Origin of the sequence: Bacillus carboniphilus, from assembly GCF_020524035.2 — a bacterium.
Taxonomy (GTDB): domain Bacteria; phylum Bacillota; class Bacilli; order Bacillales; family JAIVKR01; genus Bacillus_CC.
In genome coordinates, this window is the sequence record NZ_CP129013.1 from 1,545,949 (window position 1) to 1,563,278 (window position 17,330).

Genomic DNA, 17,330 nt, shown 5'->3' on the forward strand with positions numbered 1-17,330 from the left:
TTAAAAACCTCCGTATATCTTTTGACTTAAATACCTTTCACTACTATCTGGAAAAATGGTTATAATATTTGTTCCAGGTTTTGCTTTTTCTGCTTCCTTTAATGCAGCATGAAAAGCAGCTCCAGATGAACTACCAACTAGTAAGCCTTCTATTTTCGCTAATTCTTGAACCCGTTTAAAGGCATCTTTATCATAAATGGTATAGATTTCATCGAAATAGGATCGATCCATGTAATCTGGTAAAAATTCCATTCCTATCCCTTCTGTTCGATGTGGTCCCGGTTCTCCACCGTTTATGACAGACCCTTCTGGTTCAACAATGACTGTACGAATGTTCTGGTTCTTTTCCTTTAAAAATCGAGCAGTCCCCATAAACGTTCCACCTGTTCCAGCACCCGCAACAAAAATATCCATATCTCCGTCAAGCTGTTCCCAAATTTCAGGTCCTAAAGTTTTCGTGTACGTTCTTGGATTAGCTGGATTTTTAAACTGTTGAGGACAAAAACTGTTTTCAGTTTGTTCGTTTAATTGGAGTGCTTTTTCAATCGCACCTTTCATTCCTTTTTCAGTTGGTGTATTGACAACCTTTGCGCCTAAAGCCCTCATTAACTCTTGCTTTTCCACACTAAATTTTTCGGGTACACATACAATGACATTTAATTGATATTTTGCCGCAACTAACGCTAAAGCAATTCCTGTATTACCTGCTGTTGGTTCAATAATTGTCCCTCCAGGCTTTACAAAACCGTTTGCCATTGCATCTTCAATCAATTCAACACCTAGCCGGTCCTTAATGCTGCCTCCCGGGTTAAAGAATTCTAGCTTCGCAAACAGCCTCACATCTTTTGGTAAATGAAACTTCGTTATTTCAAACATAGGTGTGCGACCTATCAGTTGATCTACTCCTTGGACAATATCCACTCTTTATCCGCCTTTCTCTAATGACTAATTTCTTTAACTATCGCTACAACCATATTGGCGGAATTCAATGCAGCTTGATCAATAAATTGTTTAAAAGAGACATTTGATTCTTTCCCAGCTATATCCGACAAAGAGCGAATAATGACAAACGGTACAGAAAATTGGTGACAAACTTGAGCTATAGCTGCAGCTTCCATTTCTGCTGCATATAAATCATCGAACTTCGAGCGTACAAATTCCACTCTCTCAGCATCACTCATAAAGGAATCGCCTGTAACAATCAAGCCTTTCACAACTTGAATCCCTTCTTGTTTTTTCGCTTGTAACTCAGCCATTGAAACCAATTTTTCATTAGCTGTAAACTGAGGTGGCAAGTTAGGCACTTGTCCGTAATCATAACCAAAAGCTGTGACATCGACATCATGATGTCTAACTTCAGTTGAAATGACGACGTCCCCAACATTAAGATTAGGATGAAATCCACCTGCTGAACCCGTGTTAATAACATAGTCCGGTTGATAACGATCAAGTAGTAAGGTTGTAGATAGTGCCGCATTCACTTTCCCAATACCAGACCTAGCTAATATCACCTCTACACCTTCTAACTGACCTACAGTAATTTCCACACCCGCTACTTCTTCTTTTTGTTTATTTTCAATTTTATCTCGTAGTATCGTTACTTCTTCTTCCATTGCACCTATAATTGCAATTTTCATAGATATACATCCTTCCTCGTTGTTTAAAACTACCTATGTTTGCTTAATCGCTTCTATCACCCATACAAACTCATTCACTTGTTCAAAGGTAACAGTAAAACCATTTTCAGTGAAAATTTCTTTTAGCACCTCATGGGTAGTATAATATTCAGTTTCTAAATCACGAGCTAAATCGTAGAATTGGTTTTCTTTTGCTTTAGCTATCGTTTGATCGAAAGCAGATTGGTCAACAAAAGTCGTATCTGCAAAAACTATTTTACCACCACTAGGAAGTATATTGTTGTATAATTGAATAGCTTTTCGCTTTTCTTCATTTGTCAAGTGATGAAAGGCATACGAACTTACAATTGTATCAATGTTCACACCTAATGGAGGAAAGGATAAGAAATCTCCATCATGAACTGGTACTTTCTTCCCTAACTTTTCAATTGCCTTCTGTCTCATCATCTTTGAAGGTTCAACACCAATGACCTGTTTATTTGCTTTTAGCAAGGTGTTCGTTAAGTTTCCTGTTCCAACACCAAATTCTAAAACGTATTGTCCCGCTTTTTCAGCAACTTTATTTAAAATTTGTTCATATTGATCAAACACTTCTTTATATTGAATATCTTTTCCATCTACAGTTGAATCATAAGTTTGAGCCCAATCCTCAAATAGCTCAATAAATTCTCTCCCCATCGTTTTTCACCTCATAATTGTTTTTAATGTATTTCAATATTTATAATTCCTATAAGTATAGTATGAATTAAAAGAATAACTGTTCTAAATTTATCACAGGAAACAAGGTTTTACAATTTTTTTATACCATTTCACCTATAGAGTTGTCATATCCATGTATTTCCTTAAGGAGCATTGATCGTAAGAACTTTTGAACAATCTCTTAGACTTTCATTTATTTAATGGCGGAAATAATAATGCTTTGATAAAATCGAACGGAAAGGAATGTGAGAAAAACATGAATTTTCATTTAGACCTGATTCAAGATAAGGTAGAGTTTTTTGAAGCTTCTTCTTTAAAGGAATTAGAGAGGAAAGTAAATGAACAAATTGAAGTAAATCAAAAAATAATGCTTGGAGTTCATTCTGTTACACACCATATACACGTTGAGGATAATGGGAGAAAAACTTGGAGCGCGGTCGTTCATTTTAAAGTAAGAAAAGTTTAAGGTGCACGTTTAGCGACGATTCGTTAATTTATATTAAGAAAAACCAGGTGTGATTAAAAATCACACCTGGTCCTTTTTGGTGCTCAGAATATCCTCAATCCTGTATTCCTTCCCATGAATACCTTTATAGTATTCAGGATACATGTCTTCTCCACATTTTTCACAGGAGAACATAGGGGGGACGGCTGGATCACCTCCATCCATTAAATCAAAATCTCTTACCACTTGTTGTGGAATCTCTTCTTTTTCATGACACACTAAACAAACAAAGTTGATGCTCTGTTTTGATTGGGCCATTTTTTTCTTTTTTTTCTTGCCTTTTTTTCGGTGTTTCGATACTGGTGAAATGATGAATCACCCTTTCTAAATAGGCTCTTGTCGTGGTACACAAGGCCACCTTGATTTCTAGTCTACCATTTTCAAGACAGACTTCTCCCTTGTATTCATAGTAACACTGGCATTTTTCACAAATAAGAGGGTCTCTCTTACCACTTGATACGATTCGTTCCCTCCATGTCTGACGGCGCATTGTTTTCTTTGCTTTCACTATCCAGCGTTTCGCTTTCTGTTGCCATTGACATAAGACTTTTTTACTCAAGCCCTTGCATCTCCTTGAATACATCCCATAATGACGAATCGTCTTAAACTGTTCATCTGGGATATGACGAATAAGCCTAGAGATAAATTCCTCTACACTGATCGTTTCTCTCTTTTCTTTTCCGTCTGTCTTATCATGATACGTAAAGGTTACCTTTTGTCCGTCATATGCCTCGATCCGATTCAGTCCTATCGCAGGTCGACGAATATAACGGCCAATATAGCGAAGTTGTTCTTTTACATTCCCTTCCTGTTTTGGCGCATGCACATAGAAGCCCTTCCCATTATTGTGAAACGCCTGTTGTAATCGAGGTTGTATTCTCTTCTTTTCTTTTTCTGACACACCTCTGCGTATGAACTTTAACACCACGGTCTGCCACTGCTTTCTTAACATTTCAAATGGCAGATAATCGTACTGTTTCCATTCCCCCTTTTTCGTAAGACCTCCCATCGTCACTAGCATATGTACATGGGGATTGAAATTCACTCTGGATCCGAAAGTATGTAAGCCTGATATGATTCCAGGGGTCACTTTCGCTTTCTTTTTGAAAAAATCCATGATTAATCGCGCCTCGTCCATCAAATCTTTTAACAGATGGCGATGAAGCAAAAACACATCACGCAGTCCTTCATCAATTGTAAAGATGACATGACGATGATTCACCTGTAAGACCTCTTCTGTTAGTAGTCGACTCCATTCTTCGCTTTCTCCTACTGAACAAGTGGTACAAAATCGACCCTTACAACGATACGGAACCTTCCTGACATCATGGCAACCTTCACAAACAAATAGCTTAAATCCATTTTTGGGATTCCCACACCCTCTGAATTTCTCTATTTCCTTTCTTACTATTGGACGGATTTTAGCTCCATGTTTCTTTTGAAAGTGATCCCAATGGTTATGTTTATCAAAGAAAATTTGTTTTAATATATTATTCTCCATGACATCAAAATACCACAGTTTCTAAGACTGTGGTAGACCCGAAATTATATACTTTCTTATCTTTTAAGAAAAGCGCAAGCGCCCGTTTAGCAACGAAGGGGCTTGAGCACTCCGTATGAGATAAAGGAAACACGAAAAGCCCTAAAGCAGAGGATCTACTAACTACTCAAACGTAGATCCACCTCCCTCCTGGAGGCGTCTCCGTTGACTTATCATAGAGACATGGAACATCAACTAAGAACGCCCACGTCCTGTGGGCAACGTTGATGCTAGCACTTCCTGTGCGTCGAAAGCGCTACCAGTCGCTGGGCGCTGGAGCTAGACAAAAATAAAAGCACCATCCAAATAAGGAAAGATTTTTATGCTTTCTTACTCTGTTAAAAATAAGGGGGACCTCCCCCTTATTCATCGTTTATATGGATTATTTGTTAATTTCTTTATAACAACTGGCTTCCAGCCTTTTTCGTCTATCCACCTAATTTCAACTTGATACGTTTCATCAGGACGATCACTAGGGGAAACTGTCCCTATAGCATCTTGTGGAGATCCGTTATTTCCTATGTACCAAGTCGTCATATTTTCAACAGGAACACCTATAGCATAGCTTAAAGATTGTTCCATTTCTGACCAATCAACAGAAGCGGTATCATACTGTGCAACATGCTCTCCTTCTTGTGTCGTTCCAATGGGTTTCCACGAGGAATTAGTAATGACTTTCTCAATATTTTGTTCAGAAGATTGTTCAACTGTTGCTTCTGCAAAAGGATCTTCTACTTCTTCCTCTATAGGTTCAGCTGTCACTGTAGTCTCTTCTTCAGCAGATGTCTCTTCATTTTCTTCAGTATCTTGTACTACATTCGACTTATTTTCAGCAGACGTATTTTCTTTTTTCGTTTCCTCGGATGTAGTAGAGCTATCCTCTTTTTCAGGAAGTAAGCTAACTCCTATCACTAAGATAAGTACCCAGACAATCCCTATTAAAATGTATAATACTAGGTTTTTCTTTCGTTTCTCATTACGAGTTTCAAACCTTGATGGACTTTCTTTCATCTCTCACCCTCCAAAATTTAAAACGATTCATTATATCTTTATTATTTTATCATCTTTTACAGAATAAGTGTCCATAAAACTTTATGACAGTACATAATACGCTTGATTTCTTATCAATACACTTCTTATTCCATCTGCTCAATACCTGCTATTAATTTCACTATATCAGTAAAAGCTTTGTTCGTTATATCTGTTTTAGAGGTTTCAAGATCTACCACAACTAATACATATTTAGGGGAATCGAAAGGAAAATATCCAGCAAACCACTTATTGTATAATCCATTTTTTCCTGTTTCTGCAGTCCCGGATTTCCCTGCGATTTCAAAAGGTAAAGATAAAAATTGTTTACCAGTTCCTTCTGTTATGACATGTCGCATCAAATTTTGTAGTTTTATAGCCGTATAAGGTGATATAGAATCATGCTTCGTTTGGTCCTTAAAATGAAACATGTTGACATTATTTTTAAAAAGCAATTCACTCACCATTTTTACTGATTTTCTTTCTCCTCCTCTTGCGATGGTAGCCACCATGTTTGCAACTGCTAAAGGCGTCATCTTAACATCCTTTTGGCCAATAGCTGTTTGAGAAATATAATTGTCATCGTATTTATTCGCATCCTCTGACCAAATCACACCGCTTTGTTCTTCAGAGATTTGTTTAAAATCTTTATATTTAAAGACATCCCCACTCCATCCTACTGTTTCAACAAGACCCAATTTCCTAGCATAAGTGGAGATTGTATCCTCTCCGGTTTGTTCAAACATTCTTTTCCCAAGTTCAGCAAACGTATAATTACAGCTTTTCGCAAAACTTTCGGTAAAATTAAGATTCCCTAACCTCTTGTTGAGTTCCTTTTCTTCTTTTCCATAAAGATCTAAATTACAATCAAAGGTTTCATTAGGATGAATCATTCCTTGTTCGATAGCAGCGGATGCAGTTACTATTTTAAAGGTTGACCCTGGAAAATGGGGGGTCAACATATGATTTAAATAAGTTTTTGGATCATTTCGATCCAATTTTGGTCTAGAAGCCATGGCTAATACTTCGTTACTCTCAACCTCTAACAAAACCGCACCACCCTTATCAAGGTGATAAGAATTAAGGACTTCTTCTATGATTCTTTGTAAATCCAAATCAATTGTCGTTTTCACTTTAAGTGGATAAAATGCGTTGACATCTGAAATAAACTTAATTGAATCACCAAACATCGGTTGGTTTTTCCCATCCACATGATAAAGTAAACGAGTTGACACATCTGATTGAAGAAATGAATCAAATGAATGTTCAATTCCATTGTTCCCCTTTATAACTTTAAGAATTCCTTGCGAATCTTTTGTTTCGTAAGTAAAGCCTATAAGATGGGTAGCCAATAAAGATGGGCGCGTTGTTTGAAGTAATACTCCATAAATACCTGGAATATCTAGCTGGTTAACCAATCTTATGTGCTTTTCTTTAATCTCGAAATTATTTTCAACATTTAATAAAATGGGTTCCTTTTCTTTCAGACTTGTTTTATTTTTAATATCTTTTAATGTTAAGGTATCTAATGCGTTAGCAAGTTTTTTAAGGTTGTTTTCTTGATGAAAGACAATTGGAAACAATATGACAGTAGGCTGTTTTTGATTTTTTATAGACGTTCCATTACGATCTATAATCTCACCTCGTCCATCATGAATGACTACCTCTTGTACCCTTTGATTCACACTTTCTTTCATTAAATTTATATTATGTTTTGAAAAAGACTCTGGATAGATAAGTTGAATTTCTATGAGTCTACAAACGATAATGAAATAAAAACTCATAATGACAATGGATAAAAAAACAATTCTTTTTTTAATCATGAAAAAACACCTCGTCTCTAGTCTAGACGAGGTGTTTTAAAAGTAAACGATCTGATTCTTACTTAAATTCGACGATTCTCACCAATATTTCTCCACCTGGGGTTTGAACCGTTACTTCATCACCGATTTTTTTTCCCATTAGACTTTTCGCCATAGGAGAATCATTTGATATTTTTCCTTCAAATGGATCAGCTTCAGCAGAACCAACAATCGTATAGGTCTCCTCTTCACCATCTGGTAATTCAATAAAAGTAACCGTTTTCCCTAGGGTAACGGTATCAGAATTAGTCGCTTCTTCAATAATCTTTGCATTTCTAATCATATTTTCAAGTGTGGTTATTCTTCCTTCAACAAATGCTTGTTCATCTTTTGCTGCATCATATTCTGAATTCTCCGACAGATCTCCAAAACTTCTAGCAATTTTAATACGTTCCACCACTTCTTTTCGCTTAACCGTTTTCAATTGTTCAAGCTCGTGCTCCAACTTTTCTTTTCCTTCTGCAGTCATCGGAAATACTTTTTCTTCCGCCATTAAACTACTCACTCCTTTTTCTTTAAAAAAACCCGAAAAAACATCCCCACGTTTTGTATGTAAGGTCGTACTGAATCATATAAACGATGAAATAATACATAAATATAATAGGAAAGGGCGACTCATAATAGAGTCCTCCCTTAACTATAGATGTGCTATACACCTTTAAAAATGAAATCAACATATAAATAATATGAGCTCAGTACACTTTATCTATGCTATATTATTACAAAATCAGGTTTTGTTCAAGAATTGTTTGAATTTTTGTGACCATTAAATCAATTGCCACATGATTTTGTCCACCCTCAGGGATGATTAAATCCGCATATCTCTTTGTCGGCTCAACAAACTGATTATGCATAGGCCTTACAACCGCAACATATTGATCAATAACCGATTCAATTGTTCTTCCTCGTTCCTTAATATCACGAAGCATTCTTCTTAAGATGCGAATATCAGAATCTGTATCTACATATAGCTTAATATCCATTAAGTTTCGCAAGCGCTCGTCTTCTAAAACTAAAATGCCTTCTAAAATAATAACATCCTTAGGCTCAACATGAATAACCTCATCGGATCGTGTATGAATTTTGTAATCATACACAGGTTTTTCAATTGGATTGTAGTTAAGCAATTCTTTAATATGATCAATTAATAAATCATTATCGAATGCAAGTGGATGATCATAGTTTGTTTTTAATCTTTCTTCTAATGGAAGTTCACTTTGATCTTTATAGTAGTAATCTTGTTCAATCATTAAAATAGAATGATCTTGAAATCGGTCGCATATCGCCTTTGTTACAGATGTTTTTCCCGATCCCGACCCTCCTGCAACCCCAATAACTATCGGCTTCTTTCCCAACTAAGGTTTCTCCCTTCTCATCATGTTGTTTGAATAGACGGGTTGGTCGACTTTAAATTTGACAACTTGAAGTGGATGTCGTGCTGCGTCTAATTCATTTCCTTCTTCATCCCATAACACTTCAACTTTTGTTGTAAAATTATTTATTTGCGGGCCGAAAAATTCTACCTCATCGCCTTTTCTAAAAAAATTACGTTGTTGAAGCGTTACGATTTTTGAAGTGGTATCATAGTCTAATACTCTTCCAACAAAGTCATAAGTCGTTTTTTTACTGTGATCACCAAACATTTGCTCACTAGAACCGGGAGTTCCTTCAAAAAATGCAGGTGCTGTATCTCGATTTGCACACTTATTTAACTCTTCCAGCCACTCATCTTTAAATACAAAGTTATCAGGGTTTGCACAATAAGCATCAATTACTTTTCGATATACACTAACGACTGTAGCAACATAATGAATCGATTTCATTCTTCCTTCAATCTTTAAACTATCAATACCAAGCTCAATCATTTTAGGGATTGATTTAACAAGATTTAGGTCTTTCGGACTCATCGCAAAAGGATCATCCTGTTCATTGAATAAACGATTTTCACTTTCATTTACCATAGAATAAAGATCGTAATCCCAACGACATGATTGGCAACAGCCACCTCTGTTAGAATCACGAGCGGTCATATGATTACTTAAAGTGCATCGTCCAGAATAAGCAATACACATGGCACCATGAATGAAGGTTTCAATTTCTATATCCACTTTTTCTTTTATTTCTTTAATTTCATCTGCTCCTGTTTCCCTTGCTAAAACTACTCTCTCTAAGCCTTCTTCCTTCCAAAACTGAACTGCTTTCCAATTTGATAAAGATTGCTGTGTACTTAAATGTACTTCAAGTTTTGGCGCAACCCTTTTACAAGTTTCAATTATTAACGGGTCAGCTACTATAATTCCAGATATCTCGGCTCGTTGTAAATCTGCTAAATATTCTTCTAAACCGTCCATATTCTCATTATGGGCGAAAATATTTGTTGTTACATAGATTCTCGCTCCATACTTTTTAGCGAACTGGACTCCCTCTGCCATTTCATCAATCGAAAAATTATCAGCATTGGATCTAAGTCCATATTCTCTCCCACCAATAAATACAGCATCTGCACCATACATAACAGCTATTTTCAGCTTTTCTAAATTTCCGGCAGGAGCAAGAAGTTCTGGCTTCTTTGTAATCACACGTTTGCCATCAATGAACTCAGATATACGATTAACTGTCGCTTTCACCACAACTTTCCTCCTTTTTCGTTAATGTTCTTTTTTGACACCCTCTAATATACCGTTTCCTTAAAGAAAAAACCGGTATCCAAAGGTCGATTAACGGGCTGCAAATCCTCGATCGCTTTTAACCAAGTTTGTTTTTGTTGTTGATACTTTTCTCGATCCATTACGAATAGGTCAATGGCTTCACGATATATTCTTGTCACTTCACATATATAATTTGGTGACTTTAACACACCATCAATTTTAAACGAATCTACTCCAGCATCGATCATTTCTTCTAATTCATCCACAATACAAATATCATTTGGACTCATAATGTGCGTACCATTTTCATCTTCATAAATTGGATATTTATTATTTCTTTCTTGATCATACAAATACATATTTTGATCGAGCTTGCGATTTCCAACCTCATGTACTTTGCCTTGAAATTCAAAATAGTTTCCTACTAGGGAGCGTTTTGATTGAAACATACAAGTCATCCCATGAACTTGAACCTCAATCTCAACTTCAGCATTCTCTTTTGTTTCTATGATTGAATCCATACTTAATTCTCTAGCTAAAACCGCTCTTTTGCTTCCTTTTCTCCCCCCAATAGTTACATGTATACCAATTTGTTGCTGTGGTTTCTGTATTCCAATGTAAAGGCATTTCAGGAGCGACTTCCTTAGCAATCATTAAAACAGCAGGGTCACCAAATACAATTGCGTCTACTTTTGCTTCCCTTAAAAATTGAATATATTCGGGTAATTCGTCGATTTTATCATTATGAAAAAGAGCGTTCATGGCTACATATAGCTTTTTACCTTTCGTAAGCTCTCTAGCTAATTTAATATCTTCGCGATTAAACTCGCCTGCTAAACGAAGACCATATCTTTGTTCTCCAACAATAAATGCATCCGCTCCAGCTGAAGAAAGTATTTCAAGATCTTTTACACTTGTTGGGGTAACAAGTAGTTCTGGTTTTTTCATTTTCACACACCTCTCTTAACACTCACAGCCATTCCGTCTCCAACAGGTATAATGGTTGTATCATAGTGCGGATGATCAAGTAAGGCTTTATTAAAAGCTTTTAAATTTCTTACCATCGTCCGCTTCCGTCTGGGAATTTCATCATCTTCTTTAAAGATTAGTCCACCTAGAAAGACATTATCAACGATAATGATGCTCTTATCCAGAAGCTTCATTTCATATATATCTAAAAAACGTTGATATTGACCTTTGGCAGCATCAATAAATAGGAGGTCATATCCATGATCTATTTGCGTTTGAACCTCAATGGAAAGAGCATCTCCATTAATTACATCAATTCGATCAGACAACCCATTTTGCTTAATCGTTGAAACAGCTTTTTCAAAACGATCTTGATCCCTTTCAATTGTCGTTATTTTGACATCGTTAAAGGCCATAGCCATACGCATAGAGGAATAACCAATTGCCGTTCCAATCTCAAGTATTTTTTTTGGTTTGTATAATTGTAAAAGCAATAATAAAACCTCTATCGAGACTTTATCCATAATAGGAACATGGTGTTGTTTAGCATAGTACTGTAGTTGTTCAATACTTTGAGGTAAGTTTTTCATTAATGATTCAATATATTGATAAGCAGTTCTATCCTGCACGTTCTTTTTCCGCCCTTTATAAAAAAGTTATCACATTTTTCATACTTATAAGTGACTTGAACTATAATTAATAGCCAAATCACACATCGATATATTTTACCACAATAGAAAAAGGAATGCGAATAAAAATCGCAATAAGAAAAGCGAAAACAACCGTTTAGCGACGAAGGGAAAAAATGAACGTCAACTAAGTTCAGCCACGACGCGAGAGGTAACGTTTACGCTAGAACATCGTTTGTGTCTCAGTTGCTGGACGATGGAGCTAAACAACGATGAAAGCACCTTTTTATCAAAGACGAAGTTTATATATACTTAGGATTAAAAAAAGCTGAAGAAAAATATAACATCCTCAGCTTCTGCACATTATCTATCCATATGCTCATTAATAGCTTCTTTATGATCTTCAAAATTAGTTGTAAAGATAACATCCCCTTCACTTGTAGCCAAGAAGAACAAGTAATCGGTTTCCTCTGGTTCAAGCACTGCTTCCATACTTGACTCTCCAGCATTGGCAATAGGTCCCGGTGGTAACCCATTAATTACATACGTATTATAAGGGTCTTGGACTTCCAAGTCCTCATACAACACTCGATCTTTATGCTCTCCAAGTGAATATAAAACCGTAGGATCTGTCTCCAACCTCATCCCTTCTTCTAAACGATTATAGAAAACACTGGCAATTTTTTTGCGATCTGTTTCTTTAGTCGCTTCTTCCTCTACTAAAGATGCAAAAGTTAACAGCCAATGAACAGATTTGTCCTGTTCAATCAATTGCTCTTCATACTTACTGACTACTTTATTGGTTTGAGCAATCATTTTTTCTACGATCGACTCTAATGAAGGATCCTCTTCATAAAAATAATAAGTTGATGGATATAAATATCCTTCAAGAGAATACTTTACATCCTCCATTAAAACTTCATTTGTAATAACTTTCGGATAAAGATTCATCATTTTTTGAACAAATTCATCATCAGTTAAGGTTTGTTCTATTTCTTTGGTAGAGAACGATGTAGCCTTGGCAATAATCTCAATGATTTCTTTTATTTGTTTTCCTTCAGGTATCGTCATAGTGAACACAGGATCTTGAATCACTTTTCCTGTTTTTAAACTAGCGATAATATCATCTATTTCCATGGATTTGTTTAGTTGGTACGTCCCTGCTTGAAATCCTGATTCACTTTTAAACTTCACGTAAATTTTAAACACTCGATCATCTTTGATAATTTCGTTTTTCTCTAAAATAGATGCAATGGTCGAAAGATTTGATCCGATAGGAATTTCTACCTTTATTTTTTCCTCATTATTTGAATCTACAGGTTGTAAGGCAGATTTAACATATAAGTAACCTCCACCTAATATGACCGAAAATAAAAGTAATCCGACAACGAATATAGTAAAGACGATCCTTCTTACAATTTTCGCCTCTTTATGTTTCACAAGTTTTTGTTTTAGTATTAATTCTTTTTTTTCGTTCTTTTTTGACATAAAGTAATTGGCCCTCCTCTCATTCCACCTATTATACTACATTTTTTTATCTCCTTCGCCAAGATTTTTAGTAAAGAGTACATAGGTCGTTAAAACAAAAAAATCCCTCACATCAAAGTCGATGTAAGGGAGCGGAGAAAATCTTTTTAATTATCCTCTTCTTCTTCTAAAAATGTATTTAATACTTCTTCAATCATATCCCATTCTTCATCTGATTCTACCGGCTGTAATTCACCAGCTTCATTATTTTCATTAGGAACAAAGCTTGAAGCGTGGATCTCAATCTCATCTTCTTCGTCTTGATCTGCACCGACAGGATAGTATAATACATATGATTTATTATATGTATCATTTTCAAAGGTAAACAATACTTCACAAAGTTGTTCGTTTCCGTCTTCATCAATAATCGTTATTTGTTTTTCACCATGTTCCATTGTCATATTACTCCTTTTTCTCTCATTCATTGTGAGAAGTGATTTCATTAAGATTGGCTATCCCAAGTAAGATTGTAAAATAACTGTTGCAGCCATTTTATCAATCACCTTTTTCCTTTTTTTTACGACTGACATCAGCTGAAATGAGAAGTCTTTCAGCTGCTTGAGAAGAAAGACGTTCATCCCATAAGACAACAGGCAAGGAAAATGCTTTTTCTAGAACGTTCACAAAATATTGGCTCGCTTCTCCTCTAGGACCAATTGTACCATTCATATTCTTCGGAAAACCAACTACAATTTTTTTAACTTCATATTCATCAATCAAGTCTTTTAAACGACCAAGTTGGTAATCCTCCGTCTCTTCCACAATTTTAATTGTTTCTATCCCTTGGGCTGTCCACCCAAAGGAGTCACTGATGGCTACTCCTAAGGTTTTTGAGCCTAAATCTAATCCCATAATTCGCATGCTAGTCCTCTTTATGATTATTTAAGTATGATTTAACAAGGTCTTCAATAATTTCATCCCGCTCTAATTTTCTTATTAAATTTCGGGCATCCCGATGACGAGGAATATAAGCTGGGTCTCCTGATAAAAGATAACCAACAATTTGATTAATTGGATTATATCCCTTTTCTTGCAATGCATCGTACACTGTAAACAAAACTTCATTTACATCGGTTTTCACTATTTCCTCTGAAATATTAAACTTCATCGTACGGTCAAATGAGCTCAATGATCACACCTCTTCCTTAGTGATAATAAGAAGGCATTCAGAAATTGTCCTCCTCTGAACACTTACTAGAGGTTGTTCAAAAAGTCTAATACCAACAAAGCGGCCTGACTTTTTGAACTAGCACGATAAAAATCATCAATAACCCCTCAATAACTCCATTTTACACTATAATATCTTAATTATAAAACGGATTTTGTCCATTCTTGCACATAATCTAGTGCTTCTTTTAATTTTTCAGGGTTTTTACCTCCTGCTTGAGCCATATCTGGTCGGCCACCACCGCCACCACCACAACGACTCGCTACTTCTTTAATTAATTTTCCTGCATGAAATCCCTTCGTTACCAAGTCTTTTGTAACTCCTGCGGCTAAATTCACTTTTCCATCTACTGGTGCCCCTAGTATGACAATAGCAGACCCTAAAGTTTGTTTCAAATCATCGACCATACCTCGTAACTGGTTCATATCTTTAACATCTACTTGAGTAGCCAAGACTTTTATTCCATCGATCTCTTTTACTTGATCCTTTAATGAGGATGCTTCTAAGTTGCTTAATTTTGTTGAAAGAGAGTCAACTTGCCTTTGCAAATGCTTATTTTCTTCCATAAGGGTATCAATTCTATTTGAAACTTCTTTTGGGTTTGTTTTCAATTTAACTGCAAGATCTTTTATTGTTGCTAATTGCTCATTTAAATATTGATAAGCTGCTTTACCGGTGACTGCTTCGATCCTTCTTGTTCCTGCTCCAATGCCTGACTCTGATACGATTTTAAATAAACCGATAGACGCCGTGTTTTTCACATGGCATCCTCCACAAACTCAATACTGTACTCTCCTATTTGTACTACGCGAACAACATCTCCATATTTTTCACCAAATAGAGCCATTGCCCCCATCGCTTTTGCTTCATCTATTGGTTTATTTTCAATTTTAACCGAAAGGCTGTTCCAAATAAGCTCATTTACTTTTTGTTCAATTAATTCTAGTTCTTCTTCTTTAACTTGTCCAAAATGGGTAAAGTCGAAACGTAAACGATCTCCCATCACTAATGAACCTGCTTGATTAACATGATCACCTAACACATCTTTCAACGATTGATGGAGCAAGTGTGTAGCCGTATGATTCTTCACAACACCATTTCTAACCTTATCATTCACTTGTAATTCAACAAGATCACCTTTGTTTAATGATCCAGACTCGATATATACATTATGAAGGTTTTGACCTTTTGGTGCCTTTTGTACATCAATCACTTCTGCTTTCACTTTTGAATGAGTTATTGTCCCTTTGTCAGCAATTTGTCCTCCACTTTCTGCATAAAAAGGAGTTTCTGAAAAGATCAGTTGACCTTCTTTTCCTTGCTCTATATGATCAACTAAATGTCCATCACTAATGATCGCCACAACCCTAGACTGATGTGTTAGTTTTTTATACCCCACAAAAGTACTTTCAACGTCTAAGTCTGCTAATATCCCACTTTGAACTTGCATTGATTCAACTTCTTGACGAGCAGAACGTGCTCTTTCTCTTTGAAGCTCCATTTCTAATTGGAACCCTTTATGGTCAATGCTCATCCCTTCTTCTTCTGCATATTCTTCAGTCAACTCTACAGGGAACCCATATGTGTCATATAAGCGGAACACATCCTTACCTAGAATGACCGTTGATTTTTGTTGTTTTTGTCTTACAATGATTTCAGATAAAATACTTAACCCTTCATGTAAAGTTTCATGAAAACGCTCTTCTTCATTTTTAATTACTTTTTGTATGAATTCTACCTTCTCTTGAACCTCTGGATAGAAATCAGACATAACCTCTGCCACAACAGGAACGAGTTCAAACATAAAAGGTTTTTGGATTTGGATTGATTTCGCATAACGAACAGCTCTTCGTAATAGCCTTCTTAAAACATATCCTCTTCCATCATTTGATGGGAGTGCACCATCAGAAATAGCAAACGCTACCGTTCTTATATGATCAGCTATCACTTTAAACGAAATATCTAATAAATCTTTTTCACCATATTTTACTCCACTTAATTGTTCTGTTACTTTAATAATTGGAATGAAAAGATCTGTATCATAATTCGTCTTACCATTTTGAATAATACTAACCATTCTCTCGAATCCCATACCGGTATCAATGTTTTTCTTTGGAAGAGGAGTATAGGTATGATCAGGGTTATGATTGAATTCAGAGAAAACTAAATTCCATATCTCTAAGTAACGATCATTTTCTCCCCCTGGATATAATTCAGGATCGTTAAGATCATTTCCAAACTCTTCTCCACGATCGTAGAAAATTTCTGTGTTTGGACCACTTGGACCTTCTCCTATATCCCAAAAATTCCCTTCCAATCGGATGATTCGCTCACTTGGAAGTCCAATATCTCTCCATAATAAGAATGCTTCTTCATCTTCAGGATGAATCGTAACAGATAGTTTACTTGGATCAAATCCAATCCATTTTTCGCTCGTTAGAAATTCCCAAGCCCACTGAATAGCTTCTTTCTTAAAATAGTCCCCAATTGAAAAATTACCTAGCATTTCAAAAAATGTATGATGTCTTGCTGTCTTCCCTACATTTTCAATGTCGTTTGTTCTGATCGATTTTTGAGCATTCACAATTCTAGGATTATCAGGGATCACTCTTCCATCAAAATATTTCTTTAAAGTTGCCACGCCACTATTTATCCATAAAAGAGTAGGGTCTTCATTCGGAACAAGAGAGGCGCTGGGCTCAACTGAATGCCCCTTTTCTTTAAAATAGTCTAAGTACATTTGTCTAACTTGAGCTGACGTTAATGATTTCATAATAACCTCCTAATGTATTTTAATAATGTAGCCTATCCATATAGGCATAGAAAACCTTTTAAAAAAATTTTAAAGTGTGTGTTCAAAAAGTAGGGAGAAAAGGGCCGAGAAGAACAAGGCGACTACTTAAAGGAACGCAGGCTAAGTTCAGTCACGTCCTGTGACAACGCCTGCGCTAGCCCGTCCTTGGGCATCGGAGCACCACAGTGTACGTCAAGGAAGGATCACGAGCTAAATACGTGTCCCCATCCTAGGGACAACGCTCGTGCTAGCCAATCCTGGCGTCGGAGCTTGGAATAGCGAGACAACAAAGTTATTCGACAGCAATTTTTCATGACTTTTTG

At 36.1% G+C, this 17,330-nt stretch carries 15 protein-coding genes and 3 pseudogenes; 1 reads left to right on the plus strand and 17 read right to left on the minus strand.

Annotated elements, in window-relative coordinates:
* From LC087_RS07940 to LC087_RS07950, 3 genes are read right to left on the minus strand one after another with little or no spacing between them, the layout of a single operon-like run.
* Entirely contained in the window at positions 1-921 is a 921-nt protein-coding gene (locus LC087_RS07940) for a PLP-dependent cysteine synthase family protein (protein ID WP_226539818.1), read from the minus strand.
* 17 nt (positions 922-938) lie between these two features.
* The gene (gene mtnN / locus LC087_RS07945) at positions 939-1,637 is read right to left on the minus strand and encodes a 5'-methylthioadenosine/S-adenosylhomocysteine nucleosidase (RefSeq protein ID WP_226539816.1); all 699 of its coding nucleotides are present in this window, start codon (positions 1,635-1,637) and stop codon (positions 939-941) included.
* A gap of 33 nt (positions 1,638-1,670) precedes the next feature.
* On the minus strand, positions 1,671-2,315 hold the full coding sequence (locus LC087_RS07950; RefSeq protein WP_226539813.1) for a class I SAM-dependent methyltransferase: 645 nt from the start codon (positions 2,313-2,315) through the stop codon (positions 1,671-1,673).
* 277 nt (positions 2,316-2,592) lie between these two features.
* On the opposite strand from LC087_RS07950, the gene LC087_RS07955 reads away from it, so the two are divergent.
* Positions 2,593-2,802 carry a DUF2536 family protein gene (locus LC087_RS07955; RefSeq protein WP_226539811.1) on the plus strand — a complete coding sequence of 70 codons (210 nt, stop codon included), beginning with the start codon at positions 2,593-2,595 and terminating at the stop codon, positions 2,800-2,802.
* A 60-nt stretch (positions 2,803-2,862) separates the two neighbouring features.
* Here the strand turns inward: LC087_RS07955 and LC087_RS07960 are convergent, their stop codons facing one another.
* The 14 genes and pseudogenes from LC087_RS07960 to alaS all read right to left on the minus strand — a co-directional run bounded on the left by LC087_RS07960 (position 2,863) and on the right by alaS (position 16,986).
* Complete coding sequence (locus LC087_RS07960; RefSeq protein WP_306019610.1) at positions 2,863-3,027, minus strand: hypothetical protein; 165 nt, start codon at positions 3,025-3,027, stop codon at positions 2,863-2,865.
* Between the two features lie 22 nt (positions 3,028-3,049).
* Entirely contained in the window at positions 3,050-4,342 is a 1,293-nt protein-coding gene (locus LC087_RS07965; protein ID WP_306020574.1) for an IS91 family transposase, read from the minus strand.
* A gap of 405 nt (positions 4,343-4,747) precedes the next feature.
* Complete coding sequence (locus LC087_RS07970) at positions 4,748-5,392, minus strand: YrrS family protein (protein WP_226542933.1); 645 nt, start codon at positions 5,390-5,392, stop codon at positions 4,748-4,750.
* 125 nt (positions 5,393-5,517) lie between these two features.
* Positions 5,518-7,233: a peptidoglycan D,D-transpeptidase FtsI family protein gene (locus LC087_RS07975; protein WP_226542935.1), complete on the minus strand. Its 1,716-nt coding sequence runs from the start codon at positions 7,231-7,233 to the stop codon at positions 5,518-5,520.
* A gap of 58 nt (positions 7,234-7,291) precedes the next feature.
* Entirely contained in the window at positions 7,292-7,765 is a 474-nt protein-coding gene (gene greA / locus LC087_RS07980) for a transcription elongation factor GreA (protein ID WP_226542937.1), read from the minus strand.
* A gap of 226 nt (positions 7,766-7,991) precedes the next feature.
* The gene (gene udk, locus LC087_RS07985; RefSeq protein WP_226542939.1) at positions 7,992-8,627 is read right to left on the minus strand and encodes a uridine kinase; all 636 of its coding nucleotides are present in this window, start codon (positions 8,625-8,627) and stop codon (positions 7,992-7,994) included.
* Entirely contained in the window at positions 8,628-9,899 is a 1,272-nt protein-coding gene (locus tag LC087_RS07990; RefSeq protein ID WP_226542941.1) for a peptidase U32 family protein, read from the minus strand.
* A 44-nt stretch (positions 9,900-9,943) separates the two neighbouring features.
* Positions 9,944-10,868 (minus strand): annotated as a pseudogene (locus LC087_RS07995) (peptidase U32 family protein).
* Between the two features lie 2 nt (positions 10,869-10,870).
* Positions 10,871-11,518 (minus strand): O-methyltransferase, encoded by a 648-nt coding sequence (locus tag LC087_RS08000; protein ID WP_226542945.1) that lies wholly within the window; start codon positions 11,516-11,518, stop codon positions 10,871-10,873.
* 363 nt (positions 11,519-11,881) lie between these two features.
* On the minus strand, positions 11,882-13,006 hold the full coding sequence (mltG, locus tag LC087_RS08005) for an endolytic transglycosylase MltG (RefSeq protein ID WP_226542947.1): 1,125 nt from the start codon (positions 13,004-13,006) through the stop codon (positions 11,882-11,884).
* Positions 13,007-13,152: 146 nt separating this feature from the next.
* Positions 13,153-13,440: a DUF1292 domain-containing protein gene (locus tag LC087_RS08010; protein WP_226542949.1), complete on the minus strand. Its 288-nt coding sequence runs from the start codon at positions 13,438-13,440 to the stop codon at positions 13,153-13,155.
* A 57-nt stretch (positions 13,441-13,497) separates the two neighbouring features.
* A pseudogene (ruvX, locus tag LC087_RS08015) lies at positions 13,498-13,906 on the minus strand (Holliday junction resolvase RuvX).
* Position 13,907: 1 nt separating this feature from the next.
* Positions 13,908-14,174: an IreB family regulatory phosphoprotein gene (locus LC087_RS08020; RefSeq protein ID WP_226542953.1), complete on the minus strand. Its 267-nt coding sequence runs from the start codon at positions 14,172-14,174 to the stop codon at positions 13,908-13,910.
* Positions 14,175-14,353: 179 nt separating this feature from the next.
* Positions 14,354-16,986: pseudogene (gene alaS, locus LC087_RS08025) on the minus strand (alanine--tRNA ligase).
* Between the last annotated feature and the right edge of the window lie 344 nt (positions 16,987-17,330).

What these genes read in the sequence shown, in the direction of transcription:
- mtnN (WP_226539816.1), bottom strand. Translation starts at nt 1,637, where the DNA reads ATGAAAATTGCAATTATAGGTGCAATGGAAGAAGAAGTAACGATACTA.
- LC087_RS07950 (WP_226539813.1), bottom strand. Translation starts at nt 2,315, where the DNA reads ATGGGGAGAGAATTTATTGAGCTATTTGAGGATTGGGCTCAAACTTAT.
- LC087_RS07955 (WP_226539811.1), top strand. Translation starts at nt 2,593, where the DNA reads ATGAATTTTCATTTAGACCTGATTCAAGATAAGGTAGAGTTTTTTGAA.
- LC087_RS07965 (WP_306020574.1), bottom strand. Translation starts at nt 4,342, where the DNA reads ATGGAGAATAATATATTAAAACAAATTTTCTTTGATAAACATAACCAT.
- LC087_RS07970 (WP_226542933.1), bottom strand. Translation starts at nt 5,392, where the DNA reads ATGAAAGAAAGTCCATCAAGGTTTGAAACTCGTAATGAGAAACGAAAG.
- LC087_RS07975 (WP_226542935.1), bottom strand. Translation starts at nt 7,233, where the DNA reads ATGATTAAAAAAAGAATTGTTTTTTTATCCATTGTCATTATGAGTTTT.
- greA (WP_226542937.1), bottom strand. Translation starts at nt 7,765, where the DNA reads ATGGCGGAAGAAAAAGTATTTCCGATGACTGCAGAAGGAAAAGAAAAG.
- mltG (WP_226542947.1), bottom strand. Translation starts at nt 13,006, where the DNA reads ATGTCAAAAAAGAACGAAAAAAAAGAATTAATACTAAAACAAAAACTT.
- LC087_RS08010 (WP_226542949.1), bottom strand. Translation starts at nt 13,440, where the DNA reads ATGGAACATGGTGAAAAACAAATAACGATTATTGATGAAGACGGAAAC.